This window comes from Pseudomonas ovata, from assembly GCF_003131185.1.
Lineage (GTDB): Bacteria > Pseudomonadota > Gammaproteobacteria > Pseudomonadales > Pseudomonadaceae > Aquipseudomonas > Aquipseudomonas ovata.
On sequence record NZ_QFFU01000022.1, the window covers coordinates 87,356 to 110,023 of the forward strand.

General features: G+C 60.7%; 19 protein-coding genes. 11 read left to right on the forward strand and 8 right to left on the reverse strand.

The window, feature by feature from the left end; all coding sequences use genetic code 11:
* Positions 1 to 9: 9 nt before the first annotated feature.
* The 3 genes from DGA31_RS23025 to DGA31_RS23035 are packed head-to-tail and all read left to right on the forward strand — an operon-like array spanning position 10 to position 4,222.
* Entirely contained in the window at positions 10 to 678 is a 669-nt protein-coding gene (locus DGA31_RS23025; protein WP_109514092.1) for an ABC transporter ATP-binding protein, read from the forward strand.
* Entirely contained in the window at positions 679 to 3,147 is a 2,469-nt protein-coding gene (locus DGA31_RS23030; RefSeq protein WP_109514093.1) for an ABC transporter permease, read from the forward strand.
* Positions 3,137 to 4,222 (forward strand): lipocalin-like domain-containing protein, encoded by a 1,086-nt coding sequence (locus tag DGA31_RS23035; RefSeq protein ID WP_109514094.1) that lies wholly within the window; start codon positions 3,137 to 3,139, stop codon positions 4,220 to 4,222. The genes DGA31_RS23030 and DGA31_RS23035 overlap by 11 nt, the downstream gene beginning before the upstream one ends.
* Before the next feature lie 15 nt (positions 4,223 to 4,237).
* Here the strand turns inward: DGA31_RS23035 and DGA31_RS23040 are convergent, their stop codons facing one another.
* Positions 4,238 to 7,006, reverse strand: a complete 2,769-nt coding sequence (locus tag DGA31_RS23040) for a polysaccharide lyase family 8 super-sandwich domain-containing protein (protein ID WP_161959220.1) — start codon at positions 7,004 to 7,006, stop codon at positions 4,238 to 4,240.
* Between the two features lie 308 nt (positions 7,007 to 7,314).
* On the opposite strand from DGA31_RS23040, the gene DGA31_RS23045 reads away from it, so the two are divergent.
* The 4 genes from DGA31_RS23045 to DGA31_RS23060 all read left to right on the forward strand — a co-directional run bounded on the left by DGA31_RS23045 (position 7,315) and on the right by DGA31_RS23060 (position 12,453).
* Entirely contained in the window at positions 7,315 to 9,087 is a 1,773-nt protein-coding gene (locus DGA31_RS23045; protein WP_056835258.1) for an N-acetylglutaminylglutamine amidotransferase, read from the forward strand.
* A gap of 3 nt (positions 9,088 to 9,090) precedes the next feature.
* The gene (gene ngg, locus DGA31_RS23050; protein WP_056835256.1) at positions 9,091 to 10,830 is read left to right on the forward strand and encodes an N-acetylglutaminylglutamine synthetase; all 1,740 of its coding nucleotides are present in this window, start codon (positions 9,091 to 9,093) and stop codon (positions 10,828 to 10,830) included.
* Positions 10,831 to 10,920: 90 nt separating this feature from the next.
* Positions 10,921 to 12,114, forward strand: coding sequence for an osmoprotectant NAGGN system M42 family peptidase (locus DGA31_RS23055; protein WP_056835254.1), 1,194 nt, complete (start codon positions 10,921 to 10,923; stop codon positions 12,112 to 12,114).
* A 111-nt stretch (positions 12,115 to 12,225) separates the two neighbouring features.
* Entirely contained in the window at positions 12,226 to 12,453 is a 228-nt protein-coding gene (locus tag DGA31_RS23060; RefSeq protein ID WP_056835252.1) for a YheU family protein, read from the forward strand.
* A gap of 6 nt (positions 12,454 to 12,459) precedes the next feature.
* On the opposite strand, the gene csrA is transcribed toward DGA31_RS23060, so the two are convergent.
* Both csrA and DGA31_RS23070 read right to left on the reverse strand, forming a co-directional pair.
* Complete coding sequence (gene csrA, locus DGA31_RS23065; RefSeq protein WP_056835250.1) at positions 12,460 to 12,663, reverse strand: carbon storage regulator CsrA; 204 nt, start codon at positions 12,661 to 12,663, stop codon at positions 12,460 to 12,462.
* 122 nt (positions 12,664 to 12,785) lie between these two features.
* A complete protein-coding gene (locus DGA31_RS23070; RefSeq protein ID WP_109514095.1) occupies positions 12,786 to 13,151 on the reverse strand; it encodes a DUF2784 domain-containing protein in 366 nt (121 codons plus the stop codon).
* Positions 13,152 to 13,446: 295 nt separating this feature from the next.
* Here DGA31_RS23070 and DGA31_RS23075 point away from each other — a divergent pair, with 295 nt between their 5' ends.
* Positions 13,447 to 13,605 carry a DUF3309 family protein gene (locus tag DGA31_RS23075; protein WP_082481286.1) on the forward strand — a complete coding sequence of 53 codons (159 nt, stop codon included), beginning with the start codon at positions 13,447 to 13,449 and terminating at the stop codon, positions 13,603 to 13,605.
* A 102-nt stretch (positions 13,606 to 13,707) separates the two neighbouring features.
* Here the strand turns inward: DGA31_RS23075 and DGA31_RS23080 are convergent, their stop codons facing one another.
* The 3 genes from DGA31_RS23080 to DGA31_RS23090 all read right to left on the reverse strand — a co-directional run bounded on the left by DGA31_RS23080 (position 13,708) and on the right by DGA31_RS23090 (position 16,737).
* The gene (locus DGA31_RS23080) at positions 13,708 to 15,366 is read right to left on the reverse strand and encodes a cation acetate symporter (protein WP_056835247.1); all 1,659 of its coding nucleotides are present in this window, start codon (positions 15,364 to 15,366) and stop codon (positions 13,708 to 13,710) included.
* Entirely contained in the window at positions 15,363 to 15,674 is a 312-nt protein-coding gene (locus tag DGA31_RS23085) for a DUF485 domain-containing protein (RefSeq protein ID WP_109514096.1), read from the reverse strand. The genes DGA31_RS23080 and DGA31_RS23085 overlap by 4 nt, the downstream gene beginning before the upstream one ends.
* Positions 15,675 to 15,882: 208 nt before the next feature.
* On the reverse strand, positions 15,883 to 16,737 hold the full coding sequence (locus tag DGA31_RS23090) for a glycine betaine ABC transporter substrate-binding protein (RefSeq protein WP_056835374.1): 855 nt from the start codon (positions 16,735 to 16,737) through the stop codon (positions 15,883 to 15,885).
* Positions 16,738 to 17,941: 1,204 nt separating this feature from the next.
* Here DGA31_RS23090 and DGA31_RS23095 point away from each other — a divergent pair.
* The gene (locus DGA31_RS23095) at positions 17,942 to 19,240 is read left to right on the forward strand and encodes an alpha/beta fold hydrolase family protein (protein ID WP_056835372.1); all 1,299 of its coding nucleotides are present in this window, start codon (positions 17,942 to 17,944) and stop codon (positions 19,238 to 19,240) included.
* Positions 19,233 to 20,045: an MlaA family lipoprotein gene (locus DGA31_RS23100; protein WP_056835241.1), complete on the forward strand. Its 813-nt coding sequence runs from the start codon at positions 19,233 to 19,235 to the stop codon at positions 20,043 to 20,045. The genes DGA31_RS23095 and DGA31_RS23100 overlap by 8 nt, the downstream gene beginning before the upstream one ends.
* A gap of 281 nt (positions 20,046 to 20,326) precedes the next feature.
* Here the strand turns inward: DGA31_RS23100 and DGA31_RS23105 are convergent, their stop codons facing one another.
* Both DGA31_RS23105 and DGA31_RS23110 read right to left on the reverse strand, forming a co-directional pair.
* Positions 20,327 to 20,689, reverse strand: coding sequence for a DUF805 domain-containing protein (locus DGA31_RS23105; protein WP_109514097.1), 363 nt, complete (start codon positions 20,687 to 20,689; stop codon positions 20,327 to 20,329).
* Between the two features lie 44 nt (positions 20,690 to 20,733).
* A complete protein-coding gene (locus tag DGA31_RS23110; protein WP_161959221.1) occupies positions 20,734 to 21,093 on the reverse strand; it encodes a DUF805 domain-containing protein in 360 nt (119 codons plus the stop codon).
* A gap of 314 nt (positions 21,094 to 21,407) precedes the next feature.
* On the opposite strand from DGA31_RS23110, the gene DGA31_RS23115 reads away from it, so the two are divergent.
* Positions 21,408 to 22,262 (forward strand): pirin family protein, encoded by an 855-nt coding sequence (locus tag DGA31_RS23115; protein WP_109514099.1) that lies wholly within the window; start codon positions 21,408 to 21,410, stop codon positions 22,260 to 22,262.
* Positions 22,263 to 22,668 lie beyond the last annotated feature (406 nt).

Below are 22,668 nucleotides of genomic sequence, written 5' to 3' on the forward strand. Positions count from 1 at the left end.
TCATCCGCCATGTTGCAGGTTGTCGATCTGCTCAAGCACTACCCCACCGCCCAGGGCCCGTTGCAGGTGCTCGACGGCGTCAGCCTGCAACTGGCGCAAGGGGAAACCCTGGCCCTGATGGGTGAGTCCGGCAGTGGCAAAAGTACCCTGCTGCACCTGGTCGCCGGGCTGGACCGTGCCGACGGCGGGCATATCGAAATCGACGGCCAGCGCCTGGACGGCCTCACTGAAGCTGGCCTGGCGCACTGGCGACGCACCGGCATCGGCCTGGTATTCCAGCAGTTCAATCTGATCGGCAGCCTCAAGGTCGCCGACAACCTGGCCTTTCAGGCGCGCCTGGCCGGGCGCCATGATCCGGCCTGGCAGGCCCAACTGGTCGAGCGCCTGGGGCTGGGCGATCTGCTGAGCCGTTACCCCGAACAACTGTCCGGCGGCCAGCAACAGCGCGTGGCCATCGGCCGCGCCTTGGCTTCGCGCCCGGCCCTGCTGCTGGCCGACGAACCCACCGGCAACCTTGACGAAGCCACCAGCGATGAAGTCCTCAAGCTGCTGCTGGAGCTGGTCGCCGACAGCCCCACCAGCCTGTTGATGGTGACGCACAGTCCGCGCATTGCCGCCCACCTGATGCATAGGGTGGTATTACACAAGGGGCGGCTGGTCAGCGCCGGGCCCCGCTGAATGGCCGTGCTCTATTGGACGCTACGCGCCTTGCTCAGTCATTGGCGTCGCCACCCGGTGCAACTGTTCAGCGTGCTGACCGGCCTGTGGCTGGCCACCGGCCTGCTCACCGGAGTACAAGCCCTCAACAGCCAGGCCCGCGACAGCTACCAGCGCGCCAGCCAATTGCTCGGCACGCAACCGCAAAGCTGGCTGAGCAGCCCCTCGGCGGCACCGTTCCCACAGCAGGTGTTTGTCGATCTGCGCAGGGCGGGCTGGCCGGTGTCACCGCAGTTGCAAGGGCGCATCACCCTTAATGGCGAACGCCTGCAACTGCTTGGCATCGAGCCTTTGACCCTCCCTCGCGACCTGGAACTGGCCGGCCAGCGCCAGGACCTCGGGCAGCTACTCGACTTCTTACATCCCCCTGGCGTCACCTGGATCGCCCGCGACACCTTGCAGGCACTGGGCTTGCAGGAAGGTCAGCAACCGGTGACGGACAGCGGCCAGGCACTGCCCCCGCTACGCGGCCGGCCAGATATGGCGCCTGGCGTGCTGCTGACCGATATCGGCCAGGCCCAGCGCGTGCTGGCGATGCCCGGGCAAGTCAGCCGCCTGTTGCTGAGCGCGGATTTCGCGGCGACCCAGCCGACCTTGCCGGACGCGCTGGCCGACCTTCTGGTGCTGCAACACGGTGATGCGGCAGACGACCTGGACCGGTTGACCAAGAGCTTTCATCTCAACCTGGATGCCCTGGGCGCCCTGTCCTTCGTGGTCGGCCTGTTCATTGTGCACGCCGCCATCGGCCTGGCGCTGGAACAGCGCCGTGGCCTGTTGCGCAACCTGCGCGCCAGCGGGGTCAGTGCGCGTTTGCTGATCGGTGCGCTGGTTGTTGAGCTGACGGGTATGGCCCTGCTGGCCGGGCTGGCGGGCGTGATCAGCGGCTATCTGCTGGCCGGCTGGCTGCTGCCGGACCTGGCTGCCAGCCTGCGTGGCCTGTATGGCGCACCGGTGGCCGGGCAACTGAACCTGGGGTTGTCATGGTGGTTAACCAGCCTGGGCGTGGCCTTGCTGGGCGCGCTGCTGGCCGGGGCCAGCAGCGTGTTGCGCGCCGCGCGTCTGCCATTGCTGGCCCTGGCGCGTGCCCAGGCCTGGCGTCAGGCCCATGAGCGCTGGCTGCGCCGTCAGGCCTGGGTGGCCGCCGCAGCACTGGGTGTGGCGCTGCTGGCCTGGACCGGCAACAGCCTGCTCAGCGGTTTCATCATGGTGGCGGCCATTCTGCTCAGCGCCGCGCTGGGCCTGCCGGTGTTGCTCGATGCGGTGCTGGGTACGGCCTTGCAGCATACGCGGTCGGTGCTGGGCCAGTGGTTTGTGGCCGACTGCCGGCAACAGCTGCCGGCCTTGAGCCTGGCCTTGATGGCGTTGCTGCTGGCACTGGCCGCCAGCATCGGTGCGGGCGGCATGACCTCGGGTTTTCGCCAGACGTTCGGTGACTGGCTCGACCAGCGCCTGAGCGCCGAACTGTATGTCACCACCAGTAATGCCGAGCAGGCCCAGAACCTCTACACCTGGCTGGCACAACAGCCAGCGGTCAGCGCCGTACTGCCCGACTGGCAGGTCAGCCTGCGCCTTAAGGGTTGGCCGGCCGACCTGCACGGCGTGGTCGAGCACCGGCACTATCGCGATCACTGGCCCCTGCTGGCCGCCGGCGCCGGCGATGCCTGGCAGCGCCTGGCACAGGACGACACGGTGATGATCAGCGAACAACTGGCACGGCGCCTGGACCTGGACGTGGACGATACGCTCGACATCCCGGTGCCTCAGGGCCGCTGGACGCCACGCATCGTCGGTCTTTACGCCGACTACGGCAACGCCCGCGGACACCTGCTGGTCGATGCCCGGCACCTGTTGCAGCACTGGCCGGCCCTGGCGCCGGGCCGCTTCAACCTGCGCCTGGCCCCTGCCGACATCCCGGCCCTGACCGCACAGTTGCAGACGCACTTTGCCCTGGACGACAGCCGCATCATCGATCAGCAGCAGCTCAAGTCATGGTCCAGCCGTGTGTTCGAACGCACGTTCGCCGCCACAGCCGCACTCAACAGCCTGACCCTGGGGGTGGCCGGTATCGCCTTGTTCATCAGCCTGCTGACCCAGAGCCAGGACCGCCTGGGACAACTGGCGCCGCTCTGGGCGCTGGGGGTTACCCGCCGGCAACTGATGGCTCTGAATCTGGGCCAGACCTGGCTGCTGGCAAGCCTGACCCTGCTGGCCGCCTTGCCGCTGGGCGTGCTGCTGGCCTGGTGCCTGAATGCCGTGATCCAGGTGCAGGCCTTTGGCTGGCGCCTGCCTTCGCACCTGTATCCGGGACAATGGCTGAACCTGACCGCCCTGGCGCTGCTCGCCACCTTGTTGGCCTCGGCCTGGCCGCTGTGGCGCCTGTATCGCAGTCAACCAAGCGACCTGCTGAGGAGCTTCGACCGTGAAAATTGAGTGGTTGGCCCTCCTGTTCGGCGCCTGGTTGCTCAGTGGCTGCGACGACTCTGCGCCAGCCCCGCAAGGCTTTGCCGGGCTGGGCGCACAGACCGGCGACTTTACCGAGGTGACCCCCGGACGCCGGTTTGTCTTCCCCCAGGACCACGCGCCGCACCCGGGTTTTCGGATCGAGTGGTGGTACATCACCGCCAACCTGCAGGACGCCAGCGGCCAGCCCTTTGGCGTGCAATGGACCCTGTTTCGCAGTGCCGGGCAACCCGGTCCGGCCAGGCAGGACTGGGACGACCCGAACCTGTGGATGGGCCATGCCGCCGTGACCTCGGCCACCCGACATTACGCCACCCAGCGCCTGGGGCGCGGCGGCATTGGCCAGGCCGGGGTGACCCTGACGCCCTTGAGCGCCTGGATCGACAACTGGTCGCTGAGCAGCACGCTACCGGCCGACAGCCATGCCGACCCCATGACCCAGGTGCGCCTGCAGGCCAGCGGCCCGGCCTTCGACTACGACCTGCACCTGAGCACCGACCGGCCGCTGGTGCTCCAGGGCGACCAGGGCTACAGCAGCAAATCCGAGCAGGGCCAGGCTTCGTATTACTACAGCCAGCCGTTCTTTACCGTGCAGGGCCAACTGCGGATCGATGGCCAGGACCATGCCGTCACAGGCCAGGCCTGGCTGGACCGCGAGTGGAGCAGCCAGCCCCTGACCGCCGATCAGCGCGGCTGGGACTGGTTTTCCCTGCACTTGCGTGACGGCACCCGGCTGATGCTCTACCGCATTCGCCATGACAACGGCGCACACTACCTGATCGGCACCTGGATCGGCCCCGAAGGCCAGTCGCAGCCCCTGGCGGCCAGCGACATCCGGCTTGAGCCCCTGCAGACGACCGAGGTCGCTGGCAAGGCCGTGCCCACGCGCTGGTCGATCAAGATCCCCGGCAAGCACCTGGCAATCACCACCGAGGCGCTCAATCCCAAGGCGTGGATGGACCTGGACGTGCCGTACTGGGAAGGCCCGGTAACCGTCAGTGGTAGCCAACAGGGCGTCGGCTACCTGGAAATGACCGGTTACTGAGCCTGGCAGTCCTGCTCAGGCCAGAGGGTAGGTACCGGTTACCGAACGGCCTTTTTCATCGCCCTGCGGCAGTGGCACTTCCAGGCGGCGAACCGGCAGGCCCTGCTCATCCACCGCCAGGACGAACGACAGCGTTTCGAGGGTCTGGCCGGGGTCCGAGCAGGTCAGGCGAAAATGCGTGTCTCCCGGCGCGTAAATGTAAGAACAAGGCTGCTCAGGGAAAAATATCCGCCCGCCAACGCCTCCCGGATCAGGCCGCTGGGGCTTGAAGAAAGTGCCCAGCACCCGATTGTCCAGGGCGATCACATGCACGTCGATATCGGGTCCTTTGACTGACCGGGACATCTGCGTCCAGTCAAAGCCATCAGCGGGCCGGACTTCATACAGGTAGCTGGCATTCTCGTACTCCGGATGATTGATCCAGAGTGAAAACACCTTGTGTTCAACAAGCGCCGGAGAGCCACTGGTGTTGATCTGCGACCAGGCGCCACTGCGCTTTTCTACCTGCAAGGTAATGCTGGGTGGCATCCATCGCACGCCGAAGATGTACAGCAAGCCGTCGTGCAACACTTGATGGATATTTGACGAGGTGATTGATTCACCCTCCAGCAACACGGATCTGTTGCCCTGGTAATCCCAGTACTGGACCTCCCCGCGCGCCTTGCACTGATTGACGCTGGTGATCACCGGATGCGATTGCGGCGCACGGTTGATGCGTGAGCCAATGCAGTAAATCCGGTTATCGAGTGCGATGACTGTCTTGAGCGCATGGGTAACGTTGCCCCTGGACAGTTCCATGGACAGCACCGCGTTGTCGCCATCGCATGCACCGCCAGCAAAGTCATGGTTGCCCCAGGCATTCTGCCCCCAGTTGATCAGCGGAAAGTCGAAGCCGGGCACTTGCTCGGCAGTGACCCCGGGCAGGCGCTGCCAGTCCCAGACTGGCTGGATGCCTTCGTACTCCAGGCCATCACGGCTCAGAAAGCAGGTGCCGGCGCCCATGTAATACCCCTTGAGGTTTTCTCCGTTGCCGCTCTCGCAACCGACCGTGCGGGTAGAGACCGCCTTGGCCCAGCAGCAGAACCCTGTCCCCAGATAGGCCAGATAATCATTGACCCAATACAGCCGCGCGCCAAGGTAATGGCGATTGGCTGATTCGTCGCCGCTGGCGCGCCGGGTCAATTCTTCCAGCGCCCGCCTGCCGGGCTCATCGGCGTGAGGCAACAGTGCCTGGACCCAGGCGCTGTAACCGGGGCTGAGGTTGACGCCACGACTGATCGCCCGGCCACACACCTGAAAATCCAGGTGACGGGCGTAGCCCATCCAGCCAATGCCTTGCACCAGCACGTCGATCAACGCCTTCAAGGACGCCTCGGCCAAGGCAAACGCGCCGTTGAGCAGGGTCACGTTCTCGAAGATCCGTGACAGCAGGACCACCCCGTAACTGCCAGCGTACAGCTGGCTCAAGTAACGCTCCTGACGGAGCACATTGTGCTGACTGATGGAATAATCGACGCTGATGCCATTACCGTGCTCCGCCCCGTCACGCGTCACCGGCAGGCACAAGCCGGACAAGGCATCGGCGGCGGCGCGAAGGTAGAGCAAGTACGGGTCACCTGCACCGTTCTTCCAGGCGCACAGGCTCCAACTGATCTGGACACTGGCAAAGTCGGCCAGGTTGGCACCGCTCTGGACATGATCGAACGTGCTGGTGTTCTTCATCGCGTGCGGCACGAAGACGCTCATCAACGCGTGCGCCGGCAGATGCCTGGCCAGCAGTAGCCCGGCAGCACATGCCCGCCTTGCCAGGCCGATCTGTCGTTCCCACCAGTTGCTGGTCTGATAATCCTGCGTCGCATAGAAATCCAGCGCCTGGACAGCACTGTTCAGGTAGCGGGCAGGCGACGGCACCGCTTGTTTGAACAGATAGGCGGCGATGCGCTGGGTCCGCTCCAGATGCGTGGCCAACACAGTCGTATCACTGACCGGCTTGTCGTTGGGCGGATAGACAAGATCCTGATAGCGCCCCTCTGCGAAGCCTTGCAGCCAGCCATCGATCACTTCGGGGGCTGGTACGTTGCCGGCCAGGCGTGCGCCCAGGGTGTCATAGATCTGCGCAGCGCACGCCCGGGTGCTGTCGGACATGACGACTTCCCGCTGCACCTTTAACGTCAGGCCGACAGGCGCCCAGAGGCGATTACGGTAGCTGCTGCCGATCGGCGTGATGGTCTTGGTGTCCTGGTTTTTCTCCCCGGAGCGCAGCAGGCCTGCCCAGGCATTGATGAAGTGGCTCAGGTGCACAGGCCAGGCATAACGCCCGCCCTGGCTGTCGGGCATGCTCCAGGTCAGCTCCTGATAGGTCACCTCACTGTTGGCGCTCGACAGTCGGCACGCAATGGAAGTCCCCGTCGGCAGCGAGCCGATCGAGCGGATTTCACCCAGGTCGGCCCAGCCCGCCAGGTTGCAGGCGGTGGACAGCACCACGCTGGAGGTGGCGCTCCGGGTCCAGAGAGTGTTCAGGTAGGTGCTGAACTGAGGCATGAAACTGCCGTCGACGCTCTGGGTGCCCGCGCGCAGGTATGCGGCTGTGGCGTTGATGTGTCGGGCCAGGGCATGGGGCCAGCGATACAGCCCCAGGTCGGTGGCCGATGGCTCGAACTCGACCGTCTCGATCACGGCTTCAGTCTGGCTGTCGATGACCTTGATGTGCAGTTTTTCACCGGCGCTCAGCGCCCGCTCTGAAGAAATCCGTCCTGATGACGTCCATGTCACCGCGCTTTCCATGACCCGCTCCCTGGTTCTCTGGCCTGATTGACAAGCATGCAACTGAAGAACGCTGCCAGGAAACTGGCAGTTCTGCCAGGGTCTGCTGTGCCTGCATCGACCTGAAGCTGTCCGGGAGAAAAGTGACCGTCAAGCCCGTCGAAACCCGATGACGAACGCTGCCCAGAGGGTCTCTCGATCAGCAAAAAACACTTGGCCAATCCTGCTTATAACTAGTTGATCTAAAACTCCTTCTTCTTCATCGGGTCAGTTCCTGAGTGGCCGCATTCATGACGGTCACCTCCCCAACGGAAACCCGGTAAGGACTTATGTGCGGATTAGCAGGCGAGTTGCGTTTTGACCATCAACCAGCGGATCTTGCCGCTGTTGAACGAATCACCCATGAACTGGCGCCTCGTGGCCCGGACGCATGGGGCTTTCACAGCCAGGGGCCGATTGCCCTTGGTCATCGCCGTCTGAAGATCATGGATCTGTCCGACGGCTCGGCGCAGCCGATGATCGACAATCATCTCGGTCTGTCGCTGGCCTTCAATGGCGCGATCTACAACTTCCCCGAACTGCGTGCCGAGCTGGAAAGCCTGGGCTATGCGTTCCATTCCGGTGGCGACACCGAAGTCTTGCTCAAGGGCTACCACGCCTGGGGCAAGGACTTGCTGCCCAGGCTCAATGGCATGTTTGCCTTTGCCATCTGGGAGCGTGACAGCAAGCGCCTGTTCATTGCCCGCGACCGCCTGGGCGTCAAGCCGCTGTACCTGTCGAAAACCGACAAGCGCCTGCGCTTCGCTTCCAGCCTGCCGGCGCTGCTCAAGGGCGGCGACATCAGCGGTATGCTCGACCCGGTCGCGCTCAACCATTACCTGAACTTCCATGCCGTGGTGCCCGCTCCGCGCACGCTGCTGGCAGGCGTTGAAAAACTGCCGCCGGCCAGCTGGCTGATGATCGATGCCGATGGCAAGAGCGAGCAACAGGTGTGGTGGACGCTGCCTTATGGTCCGCATGAAGACGAGCGCAACCTGAGTTTCGAAGACTGGCGCGGTCGCGTGCTGGACAGCACCCGCGAGGCCGTTGCGATTCGTCAGCGTGCCGCGGTGGATGTCGGGGTGCTGCTGTCGGGCGGTGTCGATTCCAGCATGCTGGTAGGCCTGTTGCGTGAGGTGGGTGCCGAGAACCTGTCAACCTTCTCCATTGGCTTTGAAGATGCCGGTGGCGAGCGTGGCGACGAGTTCCAGTATTCGGACCTGATCGCCAAGCACTACGGCACCCGTCACCATCAGTTGCGCATCCAGGAAAGCGAGATCATCGAGCAGTTGCCAGCGGCCTTCCGGGCCATGAGCGAGCCGATGGTCAGCCATGACTGCATTGCCTTCTATCTGTTGTCGCGTGAAGTGGCCAAGCACTGCAAGGTGGTGCAAAGCGGCCAGGGCGCCGACGAGCTGTTTGCCGGCTACCACTGGTACCCGCAAGTGGATGGTGCCAGCGACCCGGTGGCGGCCTACCGCGCCGCGTTCGTTGATCGCAGCTACGAAGAATATGCCGCCACCGTGCAACCGAAATGGCTGCTCGACCATGATGCGGCCGGTGATTTCGTTCGCGATCACTTTGCCCAGCCGGGTGCCGATGCAGCCGTGGACAAGGCGCTGCGCCTGGACAGCACAGTGATGCTGGTCGATGACCCGGTCAAGCGGGTCGACAACATGACCATGGCCTGGGGCCTGGAAGCACGTACGCCGTTCCTGGATTATCGCCTGGTCGAACTGTCGGCCCGAGTGCCTGCGAAATTCAAGCTGCCCAATGGCGGCAAGCATGTACTCAAGGAAGCGGCACGCCTGGTGATTCCGGCCGAGGTGATCGACCGCAAGAAGGGTTATTTCCCGGTGCCGGGCCTCAAGCACCTGGAAGGCAATACCTTGAACTGGGTACGCGAGCTGCTGCTTGACCCCAGCCAGGATCGCGGGCTGTTCAATCCGTCGATCGTCGACACCTTGCTGACCAACCCCAAGGACCAGCTCACACCTCTGCGCGGCTCCAAGCTGTGGCAACTGGCGGCCCTGAACCTGTGGTTGAGCGAACAAGGACTCTGAGTGATGAAATCCACTTACAGCCAGCGCCTGCTGCGACGCCAGTCGCCCTCCTATGAACGCTTGCAGGCGCAGTTTGCCGAAGACGGCAACCAGCCCGAAGGCGGGCCACTGGCCCTGCACTGCGGCTGGGGGCGACTGCTGGTCGGCCACACCTACCCGGAGCCGGCGGCGCTGGCCCAGGAATTGCTGAACGAAAAGCCCGGCGAGCGCGACATTGCCTTGTACGTGGCCGCTCCGCAGCAGGTCCTGGCCCAGGCACCGCAACAGCTGTTTCTTGATCCGTCCGACACGTTACGCCTGTGGTTCAGCGATTATCGTCCGGCGCAGCGGGTGTTCCGTGGCTTTCGTATCCGCCGTGCGCAGAACGAGGCTGACTGGCAGGCTATCAATAACCTGTACATCGCCCGCGGCATGTTGCCCATCGACCCGGCCCTGCTGACGCCGCGCCACGAAGGTGGCCCGGTGTACTGGCTGGCCGAGGACGAGACCACCGGCGCGGTGATTGGCAGCGTGATGGGCCTGAACCATTTGAAGGCGTTTCACGACCCGGAAAAAGGCAGCAGCCTGTGGTGCCTGGCGGTCGACCCCAATTGCACCCGCCCCGGTGTGGGCGAGGTGCTGGTACGGCATCTGATCGAGCACTTCATGAGCCGTGGCCTGAGCTACCTTGATTTGTCGGTACTGCATGACAACCAGCAGGCCAAGGCGCTGTATGCCAAGCTGGACTTCCGCACGCTGCCGACGTTTGCCATCAAGCGCAAGAACGGCATCAACGAGCCGTTGTTCCTGGGCCCCGGCCCTCAGGCCGACTTCAACCCCTATGCGCGCATCATTGTTGAAGAGGCTCATCGTCGCGGCATTGATGTGCAGGTCGACGATGCCGATGCCGGCCTGTTCACGCTCAGCTATGGTGGACGCCGCGTGCGTTGCCGCGAATCGCTGAGCGACCTGACCAGTGCGGTCAGCATGACGCTGTGTCAGGACAAGAGCCTGACCCACCGTGCGCTGAAGGCGGCGGGCTTGAACCTGCCGGCCCAGCAGCGCGCGGGCAACGCCGATGACAACCTGGCGTTTCTGGAAGAACACAGCCGTGTGGTGGTCAAGCCGCTGGACGGCGAACAGGGCCAGGGCGTGGCCGTGAACCTGAGTACGATCGAAGATGTGCAACAGGCCATCGAACGGGCCCGCCAGTTCGACACCCGGGTGATCCTGGAAAGCTTTCATGAAGGCCTGGACTTGCGCATCGTGGTCATCGGCTTTGAAGTGGTGGCCGCTGCCATTCGTCGTCCGGCAGAGATTCTGGGCGACGGTCGACACACCATCAAGCAGTTGATCGAAGCCCAGAGCCGTCGTCGTGCGGCGGCCACCGGGGGCGAAAGCCGTATTCCGATGGATGAAGAAACCGAACGCACGGTGCGTGAGGCCGGGTTCGACTACGACAGTGTCCTGCCCATGGACCAGCGCCTGGCCGTGCGCCGCACAGCCAATCTGCACACCGGCGGTTGTCTTGAGGATGTCACTGCCATTCTGCATCCGGTGCTGGTCGATGCCGCCGTGCGCGCTGCACGTGCGCTCGACATCCCGGTGGTTGGTCTGGACCTGATGGTGCCGGCCGCCGATCAGCCTGACTATGTGTTCATCGAGGCCAACGAACGGGTAGGCCTGGCCAATCATGAACCGCAACCCACCGCTGAACGCTTTGTTGATCTACTGTTTCCCCATAGCCTGCCCGTCCATAACTGACTGCAGCCTCAAGCGGCAAGCCGCAAGTGGCCTACCACTGCTTGCAGCTTGCAGCTTCAAACTTGCCGCTGCGCCGAAGGAGCCTCCACCATGCCTGATGCAAATATCCCTGATCCGGATCTGAATTATCTGCAGAAAGTCCTGCTGGAAATGCTCGCCATCCCCAGCCCGACCGGTTTCACCGACACCATCGTGCGCTATGTCGCCGAGCGCCTGGAGGAAATGGACATCCCTTTTGAGCTGACGCGACGCGGCACGATTCGCGCCACGCTCAAAGGCCGCAAGAACAGCCCGGACCGTGCAGTCTCGGCGCACCTGGACACCATTGGCGCGAGCGTGCGCGAGGTGAAGGACAACGGCCGCTTGTCACTGGCGCCCGTTGGCTGCTGGTCAAGTCGCTTTGCCGAAGGCAGCCGGGTCAGTGTGTTCACCGACACCGGCGTGATCCGTGGCAGTGTGCTGCCATTGATGGCCTCCGGGCATGCCTTCAATACCGCCGTCGATCAGATGCCGGTCAGTTGGGACCACGTCGAACTGCGCCTCGACGCCTACAGCGCAACGCGGGCCGACTGTGAATCGCTGGGCGTGGGCATTGGTGACTTTGTCGCCTTCGACCCGCTGCCGGAGTTCACCGAGAGCGGCCATATCAGCGCTCGTCACCTGGATGACAAGGCCGGTGTAGCGGCCTTGCTGGCCGCCCTCAAGGCCATCGTCGACAGTGGCGCGCAGCCTGTGATCGACTGCCACCCGCTGTTTACCATCACCGAAGAAACCGGTACGGGTGCCGCCGGTGCCCTGCCATGGGACGTCAGTGAGTTCGTCGGCATCGACATCGCCCCGGTCGCGCCCGGCCAGCATTCCAGCGAGCACGCGGTCAGTGTGGCCATGCAGGATTCCGGGGGGCCCTACGACTACCATCTGTCGCGGCATCTGCTGCGTCTTGGGGTCGATAATGAATTGCCGGTGCGCCGCGACATATTCCGCTACTACTTCAGCGATGCCCATTCGGCCGTCACCTCCGGGCACGATATTCGTACCGCCCTGCTGGCGTTCGGCTGCGACGCGACCCACGGTTACGAGCGTACGCATATCGACAGCCTGGCCGCCCTGAGCAAGTTGCTCAGTGCCTACATGCTCAGCCCGCCGGTATTTGCCAGCGATGCGCAGCCAGGCAAGGCCTCGCTCGAAAGTTTCAGCCATCAACTGGAACATGAAACGCAAATGGAACCGGAAACCCGTGTACCCCCGGTGGACAGCCTGATCGGCCAGGGCCGCGAGGAGTAAAACAGCGGTCACCGAATCATTGCACTGCCCGGCCCGAGCCGGGCGGTGCAAGGCAGGTGCATGCCGATGCGCGCTGCACTATCATCCCCGGCCCTGCCGTGAGAGCCCTCCATGCTGATTCCCTACGACCAACTCGAACCTGAAACCCTGACCCGCCTGATCGAGGACTTCGTGACCCGCGACGGCACCGACAACGGTGACGAAACGCCTCTGGAAACCCGCGTGCTGCGAGTGCGGCATGCCTTGACCAAAGGCCAGGCGGTGATTTTCTTCGATATGGACAGCCAGCAGTGCCAACTGATGGCCCGTCACGAAGTGCCTCGGGAAATGTTCGACTGACACGCCTCAGGCCGCTGGCGACTGCGGCCGTTCCTGCGGCTGCGACAAGGTGTTGGCAATGCGCCGGAACACTTCGGCGCGATGAATCTTGATGTGCTTGGGCGCTTCGAAGCCAAAGCGCACCTGATTGCCACTTACGCCGAGAATCTGCACGGTGATTTCATCGCCGATCGAAAAGGTCTCACCCACTTCCCGCGTCAATACCAGCATAGGGCTGCTCTCTTGTTATCAAGTAAGCAGGCAGAGTGCCGTGCATGGCACAGTGCTTCAATGCGGCAAGGAAAAATCAGTCATGTCCTGCAAGCCAGACGGATCGGACTGAAGGAAACGTCCTACCGGCGCCGCAAACGCGTGAGCACCCATGCGTAGGCCAGCACATTGATCACCAGGACGACAGCCCCTAACCAGAGCTGGATGGACATTGTCAGACCAGCAGGATAGATCAGCGCAATGAGGTAGTGCTCGACGAAACCGCCTCCATAGCCCTGCTCGCCGGCTTGCTTGCGCAGGCTGTTTTCCAACGGTGTGAGCGGGCAGTACAAGTGCAGGAACTCCACGGCCATGCCCCATGCGGCTGCCGGCAGATGCACGATTGCCAGCCAGGGTTTCCAGGCCACCAGCAAGGCCCCGAACAGTACGAACAGGATAAATAACAAATGAAAGACAACCACCAGGTCGGCGGCCAGGCTGATCAACATGCGGGGGGTATCCTTGTCGGCGAAAACCAGTAAGCCAACGCAGATACCTGAGTACCCTACAAGTTCAATATTTCGCTGACTTATTAAAAAGCCCCGAAGAGTACCGAACAGGCTAATAATTCAAAAAACCTTTTAAAAACAGCTATTTAAAAAATTGTAAAAAAATATTCATGCCCCCTAGAACCTTTCGGAAATGCCCAGGGTCGGAGTATTCAAGAAGCCTGCAAACTTGATGCCTATCGGCTCAGGTATTGAAGGCGATCCTTGCCTCCACCATTGAAAGAAGGAACTCGTCATGGGCATCAGTACAATTCTTATCATCGTCTTGATCTTGCTGCTGGTTGGCGGTCTGCCTGTATTTCCCCACTCGCGCAGCTGGGGTTATGGTCCATCGGGTGTGGTCGGTACCATCCTGATCATTCTGCTGGTCCTGGTACTGCTGGGCAGGATATGAATCCAGGGAAGAAGTGAGGCCCATTCGCGCCTGACGCGAACGCCCACCCAAATGAAAAAAGCAGCCCTGAGGCTGCTTTTTTCGTTCTGGCGGGCTTACCTTTTAGTGCGAAACCGCACCGCTGGCGCCCAGGCCGGTTTGTGAGCGGACAAATTGTGGAACGAACAGCGCACGCTCGTCAGCAGCAGCCTTGGACTTGTCGGTGATCGAGAAGAACCAGATACCGACAAAGGCAATGATGATCGAGAACAGCGCCGGGTATTCGTACGGGAAGATCGGTTTGGGGTTGTGCAGGATCTGCACCCAGATGGTCGGACCGAGCACCATCAACACCACCGCACTGATCAGGCCCATCCAGCCGCCGATCATGGCGCCACGGGTGGTCAGGTTTTTCCAGTACATCGAGAGCAACAGCACAGGGAAATTGCAACTGGCCGCGATCGAGAACGCCAGGCCGACCATGAACGCGATGTTCTGGCTCTCGAAGGCGATACCCAGAATGATCGCCACAACGGCCAGGGCCATGGTGGTCATCTTCGACACACGGATTTCGTCTTTCTCGTTGGCCTTGCCTTTCTTGATCACGCTGGCATACAGGTCATGCGACACCGCCGAAGCACCGGCCAGGGTCAGGCCCGCCACCACCGCCAGGATCGTGGCGAATGCCACTGCCGAGATGAAGCCCAGGAACAGACTGCCGCCCACCGCATTCGCCAGGTGCACCGCCGCCATGTTGTTGCCACCGATCAGGGCACCGGCGGCATCCTTGAACGCAGGGTTGGTGCTGACCAGCAGAATGGCGCCAAAGCCGATGATGAAGGTCAGGATGTAGAAGTAACCAATGAAACCGGTAGCGTAGAACACCGACTTGCGGGCTTCCTTGGCATCGCTCACGGTGAAGAAGCGCATGAGGATGTGTGGCAGGCCGGCGGTACCGAACATCAGCGCCAGGCCCAGCGAGAACGCCGAGATCGGATCTTTCACCAGGCCGCCCGGGCTCATGATCGCCTCACCCTTGGGGTGCACGGCAACGGCTTGGGCAAACAGCTGGTTGAAGTCGAAGTTGACGTGCTTCATGACCATCAGGGCCATGAACGAGGCACCGGACAGCAACATCACTGCCTTGATGATCTGTACCCAGGTGGTGGCCAGCATGCCGCCAAACAGGACGTACAGGCACATCAGGATACCGACCAGGATCACCGCCACGGTGTAGTCCAGGCCGAACAGCAGCTGGATCAGCTTGCCGGCACCGACCATCTGCGCAATCAGGTAGAACGCCACCACCACCAGCGAACCGCAGGCGGACAGGGTACGGATTTCCATCTGCTTGAGACGGTAGGAGGCGACGTCGGCAAAGGTGTACTTGCCCAGGTTGCGCAGGCGCTCGGCGATCAGGAACAGAATGATCGGCCAGCCCACCAGGAAGCCGATCGAGTAGATCAGGCCATCGTAGCCAGAGGTGTACACCAGCGCGGAAATACCCAGGAAGGACGCCGCGGACATGTAGTCACCGGCGATGGCCAGACCATTCTGGAAACCGGTGATCTTGCCGCCTGCCGCATAGTAGTCGGACGCCGATTTGTTTTTCTTCGACGCCCAATAGGTGATGTAGAGAGTGAACAGAACGAACGCCACGAACATGACGATCGCCGGAACGTTCAGCGGTTGCTTCTGCACGGCACCGGTGAGGGCATCGGCCGCCAGCAAGGCGGGCGCAAACGCTGCAAGACCAAGACCTGCCAGGAGACGACGGATCATTGCTGGATCTCCTTGAGCACGGCGTTGTTCAGGTCGTCGAACTCGCCATTGGCGCGGCGCACGTAGATACCGGTCAGGATAAAGGCGGTGATGATCAGGCCGACCCCGATCGGCATGCCCCAGGTGATGGTCGATGCAGGACTGAGCTTGGCGCCCAGGATATGCGGTCCATAAGCAATCAGAAGAATGAAGCAGGCGTAGATTCCGAGCATGATCGCCGAGAGAATCCAGGCGAAGCGTTCTCGCTTGGCAACCAGCTCCTTGAAGCGCGGGTTGTTCTGTATCGTTTGATAGATGCTGTCGTTCATTGTTTTTGTCCTCGCAGCACGGAAGATATGACACAACTTTACTTTAGTCCGCTGCGGGCCCGACTCCAGACGACCTTAGTATTAGAACGACATTAATTACGCGAGCCTGGCCGAAATGGCCTGCCCCTGAAACGCAAAAAACCACCGGGCGCCAGCGCCAGATGGTTTTCGCAGGGCGGCCCGCAGGCCGCTTGAAGAGGGGGAAGTCTTACTTGGCGGTCCAGGCGGCAACACGCTCAGGGTTCTTGGCGACCCAGTCCTTGGCTGCAGCCTCGGGCTTGGCGCCGTCCTGGATGGCCAGCATCACGGCACCGATCTCGTCCTTGGATTGCCACTGGAATTTTTTCAGGAAGGCGACCACATCAGGCGCTTTCTTTTCCAGGCTCAGGCTGCCGACGCTGTTGACGGTTTCGGCGGCGCCATACACGCCTTTAGGGTCTTCCAGGAAACGCAGTTTCCATTTGGCGAACATCCAGTGCGGCACCCAGCCGGTCACAGCAATGGATTCATTGCGTTTTTCGGCACGGGTCAGCTCGGCAATCATGCCGGCTCCGGAGCTGGCCTGCAGTTTGTAGCTGTCCAGGCCGTAGTCCTTGATCGCCTGGTCGGTCTTGAGCATTACGCCGGCACCGGCATCGATCCCTGTGATCTTGTTCTTGAAGGACTCATCGGTCTTGAGGTCGGCAATGCTGATGGCCTTGACGTACTCGGGGACGATCAGACCGATCTTGGCATCCTTGAAGTTGGGACCGTAGTCGACCACCTGGTCCTTGTACTTGGTCATGTACTCGCCATGAGTGCCCGGCAGCCAGGCCGACAGAATCATGTCCAGTTTATCGGTGGCCACCGCCTGCCACATGATCCCGGCGGCAACCGATTGCAGTTTGACGTCATAGCCCATCTTCTGTTTGAGCACTTCGGCGGCGACAAAAGTCGTGGCGACGCTGTCGGACCAGCCTTCGACATAACCGATGCTCACGGTCTTGGTTTCGGCACTGGCCAGCGTGGAGCCGGCAGCCAGCACCAGAGCGGCACCCGCCCCCAGGAGTTTGCGCATATTCATCATTACTTCCCCGGTAGAGTCCTGCACCGACAAAGGTCGGGCATCGTTGACGTTGTTCTCAAGGCCGCGCACCACGCCCGGAAACGGGGCCATGTGCGTCCTTCACGTTTCAAGCACTCTTGCGCGCAGTCAGAGGCACTGCATCGACCTGTTGATCATCTGCCCCATGGCTCAAGCGACATGCTCTGTCAGCGACTCCCAGGCAACGGTAAACGACATCACAGAGCCATCAGCGACAAAGCCGAAAGAATCAACGCCGTAACATGGTGTCAGGCCGTGAACAGCCTTGTATTTCGAGGCTTGCCTGAGGCGCCCTTTCCTGTAATCGCATGCGGTCATGCCACAACGCGCGCACTTCAGAATGGATCATTATCGAACGTTGCGCGAACCGACCCGAGGAAGAAACACAATGTGTTACCGGGCCTTGCGCTGACCACGGGCCAACGGGTAACACGGAAACACACCAAGGGTAGAAACGACCTGCCTGCCGAGAACTATTTTCTTAAGCGATTGATTTAAAAGGATTTTAAAAAGTTGGCACAGCACCTGCTATATCTCAGGCACAACAAGAACAAAAACAAGCAGCAACCCAATAAAAACAAGACGTAACGGCTCTGACATAACAAGAACAACACGGACAGAGACGCAGCCAACTGATTTTTTTGGAGTCGATGGGCTTCACCGGGTCTTTTGCGGAAGACCACGCAACCTTGCACAGAACAATAAAACTACCTTCAGGTAGCACCGCACGGGTTGGATCAGGCTGTTGTGCAGACAGTCGATTGAAGCTGGGTCAGCGCTCAAAAAAATACGTTTGCTCTTGATCCCGTATGGGGACAAAAAGAATGCAGTGAAGGGTCAGCCGACAAAAACAACAACAGGCCGCCCTATAAAAATAAAAAGAGCACGTAAAACCACTGGAAAGGGAGCCTTAGGGCTCCCTTTGTGCGTCTGGGCCCCGGATGATGCAGGCCCGACTTGAGCGGCTTTCTCGGCTGAAGCGGATCGCCACCCAGCCGCACCTGCGGTTGTGCGATTCAAGGCGTTTCTCAAAAAAAACGCACATCGCTACATTCCGCAAACGCGGGAGCGTGTATCGTTTCACCCATCTTACAAAGATCGCTTGCCGATGCGGCACTTTGGCAGCATGCCGAAGGTCATAGGCTGCGAACCTAACCTGCTCTTCTTTCCATGGGATTCAGTCATGCTCCGTCTCCTGCGTTTCGCTGCAGTCCTGGGTGGCCTCTGTATAAGTACGGCCGCCCTGGCGAAAACCGTCGATCCAGCCACTTATGGCTATCCGCTGACTAATCCGTTCGAAGCGACCATCGCCACAACGCCACCTGACCTGCGGCCCGACCTGCCGGCCGATGATGATATCGATCAGGACGATTACACCCTCAACCTGCACCCGGAACGCGAGTTCACGCTGCCCGACAACTTCTGGGCGGTCAAGAAACTGCGTTACCGCCTGGCGAAACAGGATCACGCCGCCCCGCTGATCTTCCTGATTGCCGGCACCGGGGCGCCCTACAACAGCACGCTCAACGAGTTTCTCAAGAAGCTGTACTACGGCGCCGGCTACCACGTGGTGCAACTGTCGTCGCCCACCAGCTATGACTTCATGAGTTCGGCCTCACGCTATGCCACCCCGGGCCTGTCCAAGGAAGATGCCGAAGACCTGTACCGGGTCATGCAGGCCATCCGCGCACAGAATGCCGAGCTGCCGATTACCGACTTCTACCTGACCGGCTACAGCCTGGGCGCGTTGAATGCTGCGTTCGTCAGCAAGCTGGACGAAACCCGCCGCAGTTTCAACTTCAAGAAAGTGCTGCTGCTCAACCCGCCGGTCAACCTGTACACCTCGGTGTCCAACCTCGACAAGCTGGTGCAGACCCAGGTCAAGGGCGTCAACAACACCACCACCTTCTATGAGCTGGTGCTGGCCAAGCTGACCCGTTACTTCCAGCAAAAAGGCTACATCGACCTCAACGATGCCCTGCTCTACGACTTTCAGTTGTCACGTGAGCACCTGAGCAACGAGCAGATGGCCATGCTGATCGGCACCTCCTTCCGCTTCTCGTCGGCCGACATCGCCTTTACCTCGGACCTGATCAACCGTCGCGGCCTGATCATTCCGCCGAAATTCCCGATCACCGAAGGCACCAGCCTGACCCCGTTCCTCAAGCGGGCCATGCAATGCGACTTCGACTGCTACATGACCGAGCAACTGATTCCGATGTGGCGCGCACGCACCGACGGCGGCAGCATGCTGCAACTGGTCAACCAGGTCAGCCTGTATGCCCTCAAGGATTATCTGCAAGGCAGCAGCAAGATTGCGGTGATGCACAACGCCGATGACCTGATCCTGGGATCAGGTGACCTGGGCTTCCTGCGCCAGACTTTCGGTGATCGCCTGACCGTGTACCCGCATGGCGGGCATTGCGGCAACATCAACTACCGCGTCAACAGCGACGCCATGCTGGAGTTTTTCCGTGGCTAAACGTCTCTTGCTTCTGGCCGCCCTGCTGGCTGCCGGTACGGCGCATGCCGAAAAAACCGACATCTCCCATGCCACCAAGGATGAAGCCACGGTTGTGCCCCGGTACGATGCCGACGGGTTTACCCAGCCGCTCAAGGCGCTGAAGTTCAACCCGGGCCTGGACCAGCGTGAATTCGAACGTGCCTCGATCAATGCCCTGGAAGTCTTCGACCCGCTGGAGTCGTGGAACCGCCGGGTCTACCACTTCAACTACCGTTTCGATGAATGGGTGTTCCTGCCGGTGGTCGATGGCTACCGCTACATCACCCCAGGCTTCGTACGCAGCGGCGTCAGCAACTTCTTCGGCAACCTGGGCGACGTCCCCAACCTGGTCAACAGCCTGTTGCAGTTCAAGGGCCAGCGCTCGTTGCAGACCACCGGCCGCCTGCTGCTGAACACCACGATCGGCGTGGCCGGCCTGTGGGACCCGGCCACCCTGATGGGCCTGCCACGCCAGAGCGAAGATTTCGGCCAGACCCTGGGCTTCTATGGCGTACCGGCAGGCCCTTATATCGTGCTGCCATTGTTTGGTCCTTCCAACCTGCGCGACACAGGCGGGCTGATCTTCGACGTCGCCGCCGAAGCGCAGATCAACTTCCTCAATGTGGCCCAGGTCAGCAGCGACCACCCGGAAATCCTGTTGTTGCGGGCGATCGACCGCCGCTACACGACCAGCTTCCGTTATGGCCAGATGAACTCGCCGTTCGAGTATGAAAAGGTCCGCTACGTGTACACCGAGTCACGCAAGTTGCAGATTGCCGAGTAGATCGACCGGTCATGAAAAAGGCCAACCCGAGCGATCTGGTTGGCCTTTTTCATGGTGTCCTGTAAGCGCTGCTCACTCAAGGGCACCTCTAAAAACTACCTGCGTTGTCATCGCTGCGTTAAAAACAGGCTCGTGCGCGAGTACGATCGTGCGCGATCCCGGTCAAAATGCTCATTTACAACGCGTAAAGTCGAACGCGACGCCGACTGTTCTGCGCCTGTTTTTGTTGGGCCGCCATCGGTATTGCGCTGACTGCCTCGCCCACGTTTTTAGAGGCACCCTCAACGCTCAGGCATTGGTCCAAAACGGTTATCACCCTTCGTGCCGGGCATGAACACCAGCACAAGCAAAATGAACGGTCCTACAAAAGGAATGAAACCGATCAGGGAATACCAGCCACTGTAGTCGGCATCATGAAGACGACGAATCTGCAACGACAGGCTGGTCAAGTAATTCACGACAATGAACACCAAGACCCAAGGCCCGATGTGCCACTCAGCGCCATACTCGACAGGGCGATAGTCGACGATGAAAAGTGCCGTTGATACGACAACAAAATAGATCAGAAAAAATCCGAACTCACGAATACTTGATCGTCCGCCAAAGTCGAACGTCCGCTTATAAACATCAATAACTGTTTTCATTCAACCTGCTTTTATCGAGTGATGTGCGATTCATCTGAGCCCTTTCAATACCGAGGCGGCAGACCATAATAGTTTTCTTCGGGGTCACCTTTACTCATCAGCATCCAGACATGAATCACAACGCCACTGAAAGGGACGAGCCACGCCAGCACTACACAGGCGCTGCAGCCAATGTCGTGGACTCTGCGTACGATCAGCGCACTCAACGGCACTATGCACAACCAAAACCCTGCATTCATGGAGGCGCTGCTCTCGGCCCGCATAGACAGACCAGGGTACTCGACACCCCCATTCAGAAAGTACACGCTGCAGACAAAAACAAGATAGAACAGCAGTTCCCTTCGACTTGCACGCCCCTTGAAATCAAAAGTCTTAAGCACTGTTCTCACAAGCGTGATCATCATGAAAAACATCCTGCCGGCAAGCCACTGAACAATCGAACCCGCAACTTTTACACCTCATAAAAACAGGCACTCTCAAAACCCCTTCAAACCCAAGCGACCAATATACAGACAGCCACATATCTTCCTATCGGATAGCCACAGCAGAGTCCGTAGGAAATTTCAGCAAATCATGTCCTCCGAAAAAATTGAAAACCCTTACCCGCCCCTTAAAACATCAAAAAAGCCGATTGATCAGATAAAAATTTCAACCTCATCTATCGACTCAATACATTTATCCTTGCAGGCATCGTCACAAGATCAAGGAGCACCGCCCCATGAATCAATTTCGCAAGGTCCTGTCGATTCACAACGGCCAGCCCACCTCTGATGGCGCAGGTGTACGCCTGACCCGCGTGTTCGGCGGCGCAGGCGTCGAGCAGTTCGATCCATTCCTGATGCTCGACGAGTTTGGCTCGGACCAGCCCGATGACTACATTGCCGGCTTCCCGCCGCACCCGCATCGTGGCTTCGAGACCGTGACCTACATGCTTGAAGGCCGCATGCGTCATGAAGACCATATGGGCAATATCGGCCTGCTGCAGGGCGGTGGCGTACAGTGGATGACCGCAGCACGCGGCATCATCCACAGCGAAATGCCTGAACAGGAAGAAGGCGTGATGCGTGGTTTTCAGCTCTGGCTGAACCTGCCGGGCAAGCACAAGCTGATGGATGCCAGCTATCGGGACATTCAGCCGCAGGACATTCCACGCCTGACCACGGCCGCCGGCATCGATGTGGTGGTGATTGCCGGCCGCTTCGACGATGGCCAGGTGCAGCAGGACGGCGCCGTGCAACGTCCGGACACCGAGCCGCAGTACTTTGATCTGCACTTGCCCGCTGGCAGTCAGATCAGCCCGCAGATTGCCCAGGGCCACCGGGTGTTGCTCTACGTGTATGAAGGTCAGGTCGAGGTGGCCGGCTGCCCGCAGCCGGTGGCAGCCAGTCGCCTGGTGCGACTGGGTGACACCGGTGAGCTGCGCATCGACAGCGCCGCAGGTGCACGGGTACTGCTCATTGCCGGCAAGCCGCTGGGCGAACCGATCGTGCAATACGGGCCGTTCGTGATGAACACCCGTGAAGAGATCGAGCAGGCGCTGCGCGATTTCCGTGATGATCGATTGACGGCGTGAAACGTGGTTTTTGCCGCTCTGTCCGCGCCTACGGGGTAATGCCGATCAGTTCAGCCAAATTTCGTTGAACGCTGAACGTATGGGAGGGCGCTCTGCTCGCGACAGGGCCATTGAGGCCGCTGCACCTGCTGCGTCTGTCACCTGGCCATCGCCAGCAGAGCTTGCCTGCCACAGTCAGGTGCCAGGCACGAGACCTTGGGCGACATCAATCCTGTGGGAGGCGGCTTGCTGCGGGCGGCGATCCGACGATGAGGCCAGCAAGGCCCCTACACCTGCTGCGCCTGACACATAGCCATCGCCGGCAAGCCGCCTCCCACAGTCTGATCTGCACCCCAAAAGTTGGACACCAATCTGACTTCCTGGGGGTTTTTTCATGGGCAAGTACTCTACGCAGTTCAAAATCACA

Excerpts from the sequence above, each read along its gene's own strand:
- DGA31_RS23025 (WP_109514092.1), top strand. The coding sequence starts at position 10 with ATGTTGCAGGTTGTCGATCTGCTCAAGCACTACCCCACCGCCCAGGGC.
- DGA31_RS23030 (WP_109514093.1), top strand. The coding sequence starts at position 679 with ATGGCCGTGCTCTATTGGACGCTACGCGCCTTGCTCAGTCATTGGCGT.
- DGA31_RS23040 (WP_161959220.1), bottom strand. The coding sequence starts at position 7,006 with ATGGAAAGCGCGGTGACATGGACGTCATCAGGACGGATTTCTTCAGAG.
- DGA31_RS23045 (WP_056835258.1), top strand. The coding sequence starts at position 7,315 with ATGTGCGGATTAGCAGGCGAGTTGCGTTTTGACCATCAACCAGCGGAT.
- ngg (WP_056835256.1), top strand. The coding sequence starts at position 9,091 with ATGAAATCCACTTACAGCCAGCGCCTGCTGCGACGCCAGTCGCCCTCC.
- DGA31_RS23055 (WP_056835254.1), top strand. The coding sequence starts at position 10,921 with ATGCCTGATGCAAATATCCCTGATCCGGATCTGAATTATCTGCAGAAA.
- DGA31_RS23060 (WP_056835252.1), top strand. The coding sequence starts at position 12,226 with ATGCTGATTCCCTACGACCAACTCGAACCTGAAACCCTGACCCGCCTG.
- csrA (WP_056835250.1), bottom strand. The coding sequence starts at position 12,663 with ATGCTGGTATTGACGCGGGAAGTGGGTGAGACCTTTTCGATCGGCGAT.
- DGA31_RS23070 (WP_109514095.1), bottom strand. The coding sequence starts at position 13,151 with ATGTTGATCAGCCTGGCCGCCGACCTGGTGGTTGTCTTTCATTTGTTA.
- DGA31_RS23075 (WP_082481286.1), top strand. The coding sequence starts at position 13,447 with ATGGGCATCAGTACAATTCTTATCATCGTCTTGATCTTGCTGCTGGTT.
- DGA31_RS23080 (WP_056835247.1), bottom strand. The coding sequence starts at position 15,366 with ATGATCCGTCGTCTCCTGGCAGGTCTTGGTCTTGCAGCGTTTGCGCCC.
- DGA31_RS23085 (WP_109514096.1), bottom strand. The coding sequence starts at position 15,674 with ATGAACGACAGCATCTATCAAACGATACAGAACAACCCGCGCTTCAAG.
- DGA31_RS23090 (WP_056835374.1), bottom strand. The coding sequence starts at position 16,737 with ATGAATATGCGCAAACTCCTGGGGGCGGGTGCCGCTCTGGTGCTGGCT.
- DGA31_RS23095 (WP_056835372.1), top strand. The coding sequence starts at position 17,942 with ATGCTCCGTCTCCTGCGTTTCGCTGCAGTCCTGGGTGGCCTCTGTATA.
- DGA31_RS23105 (WP_109514097.1), bottom strand. The coding sequence starts at position 20,689 with ATGAAAACAGTTATTGATGTTTATAAGCGGACGTTCGACTTTGGCGGA.
- DGA31_RS23110 (WP_161959221.1), bottom strand. The coding sequence starts at position 21,093 with ATGATGATCACGCTTGTGAGAACAGTGCTTAAGACTTTTGATTTCAAG.
- DGA31_RS23115 (WP_109514099.1), top strand. The coding sequence starts at position 21,408 with ATGAATCAATTTCGCAAGGTCCTGTCGATTCACAACGGCCAGCCCACC.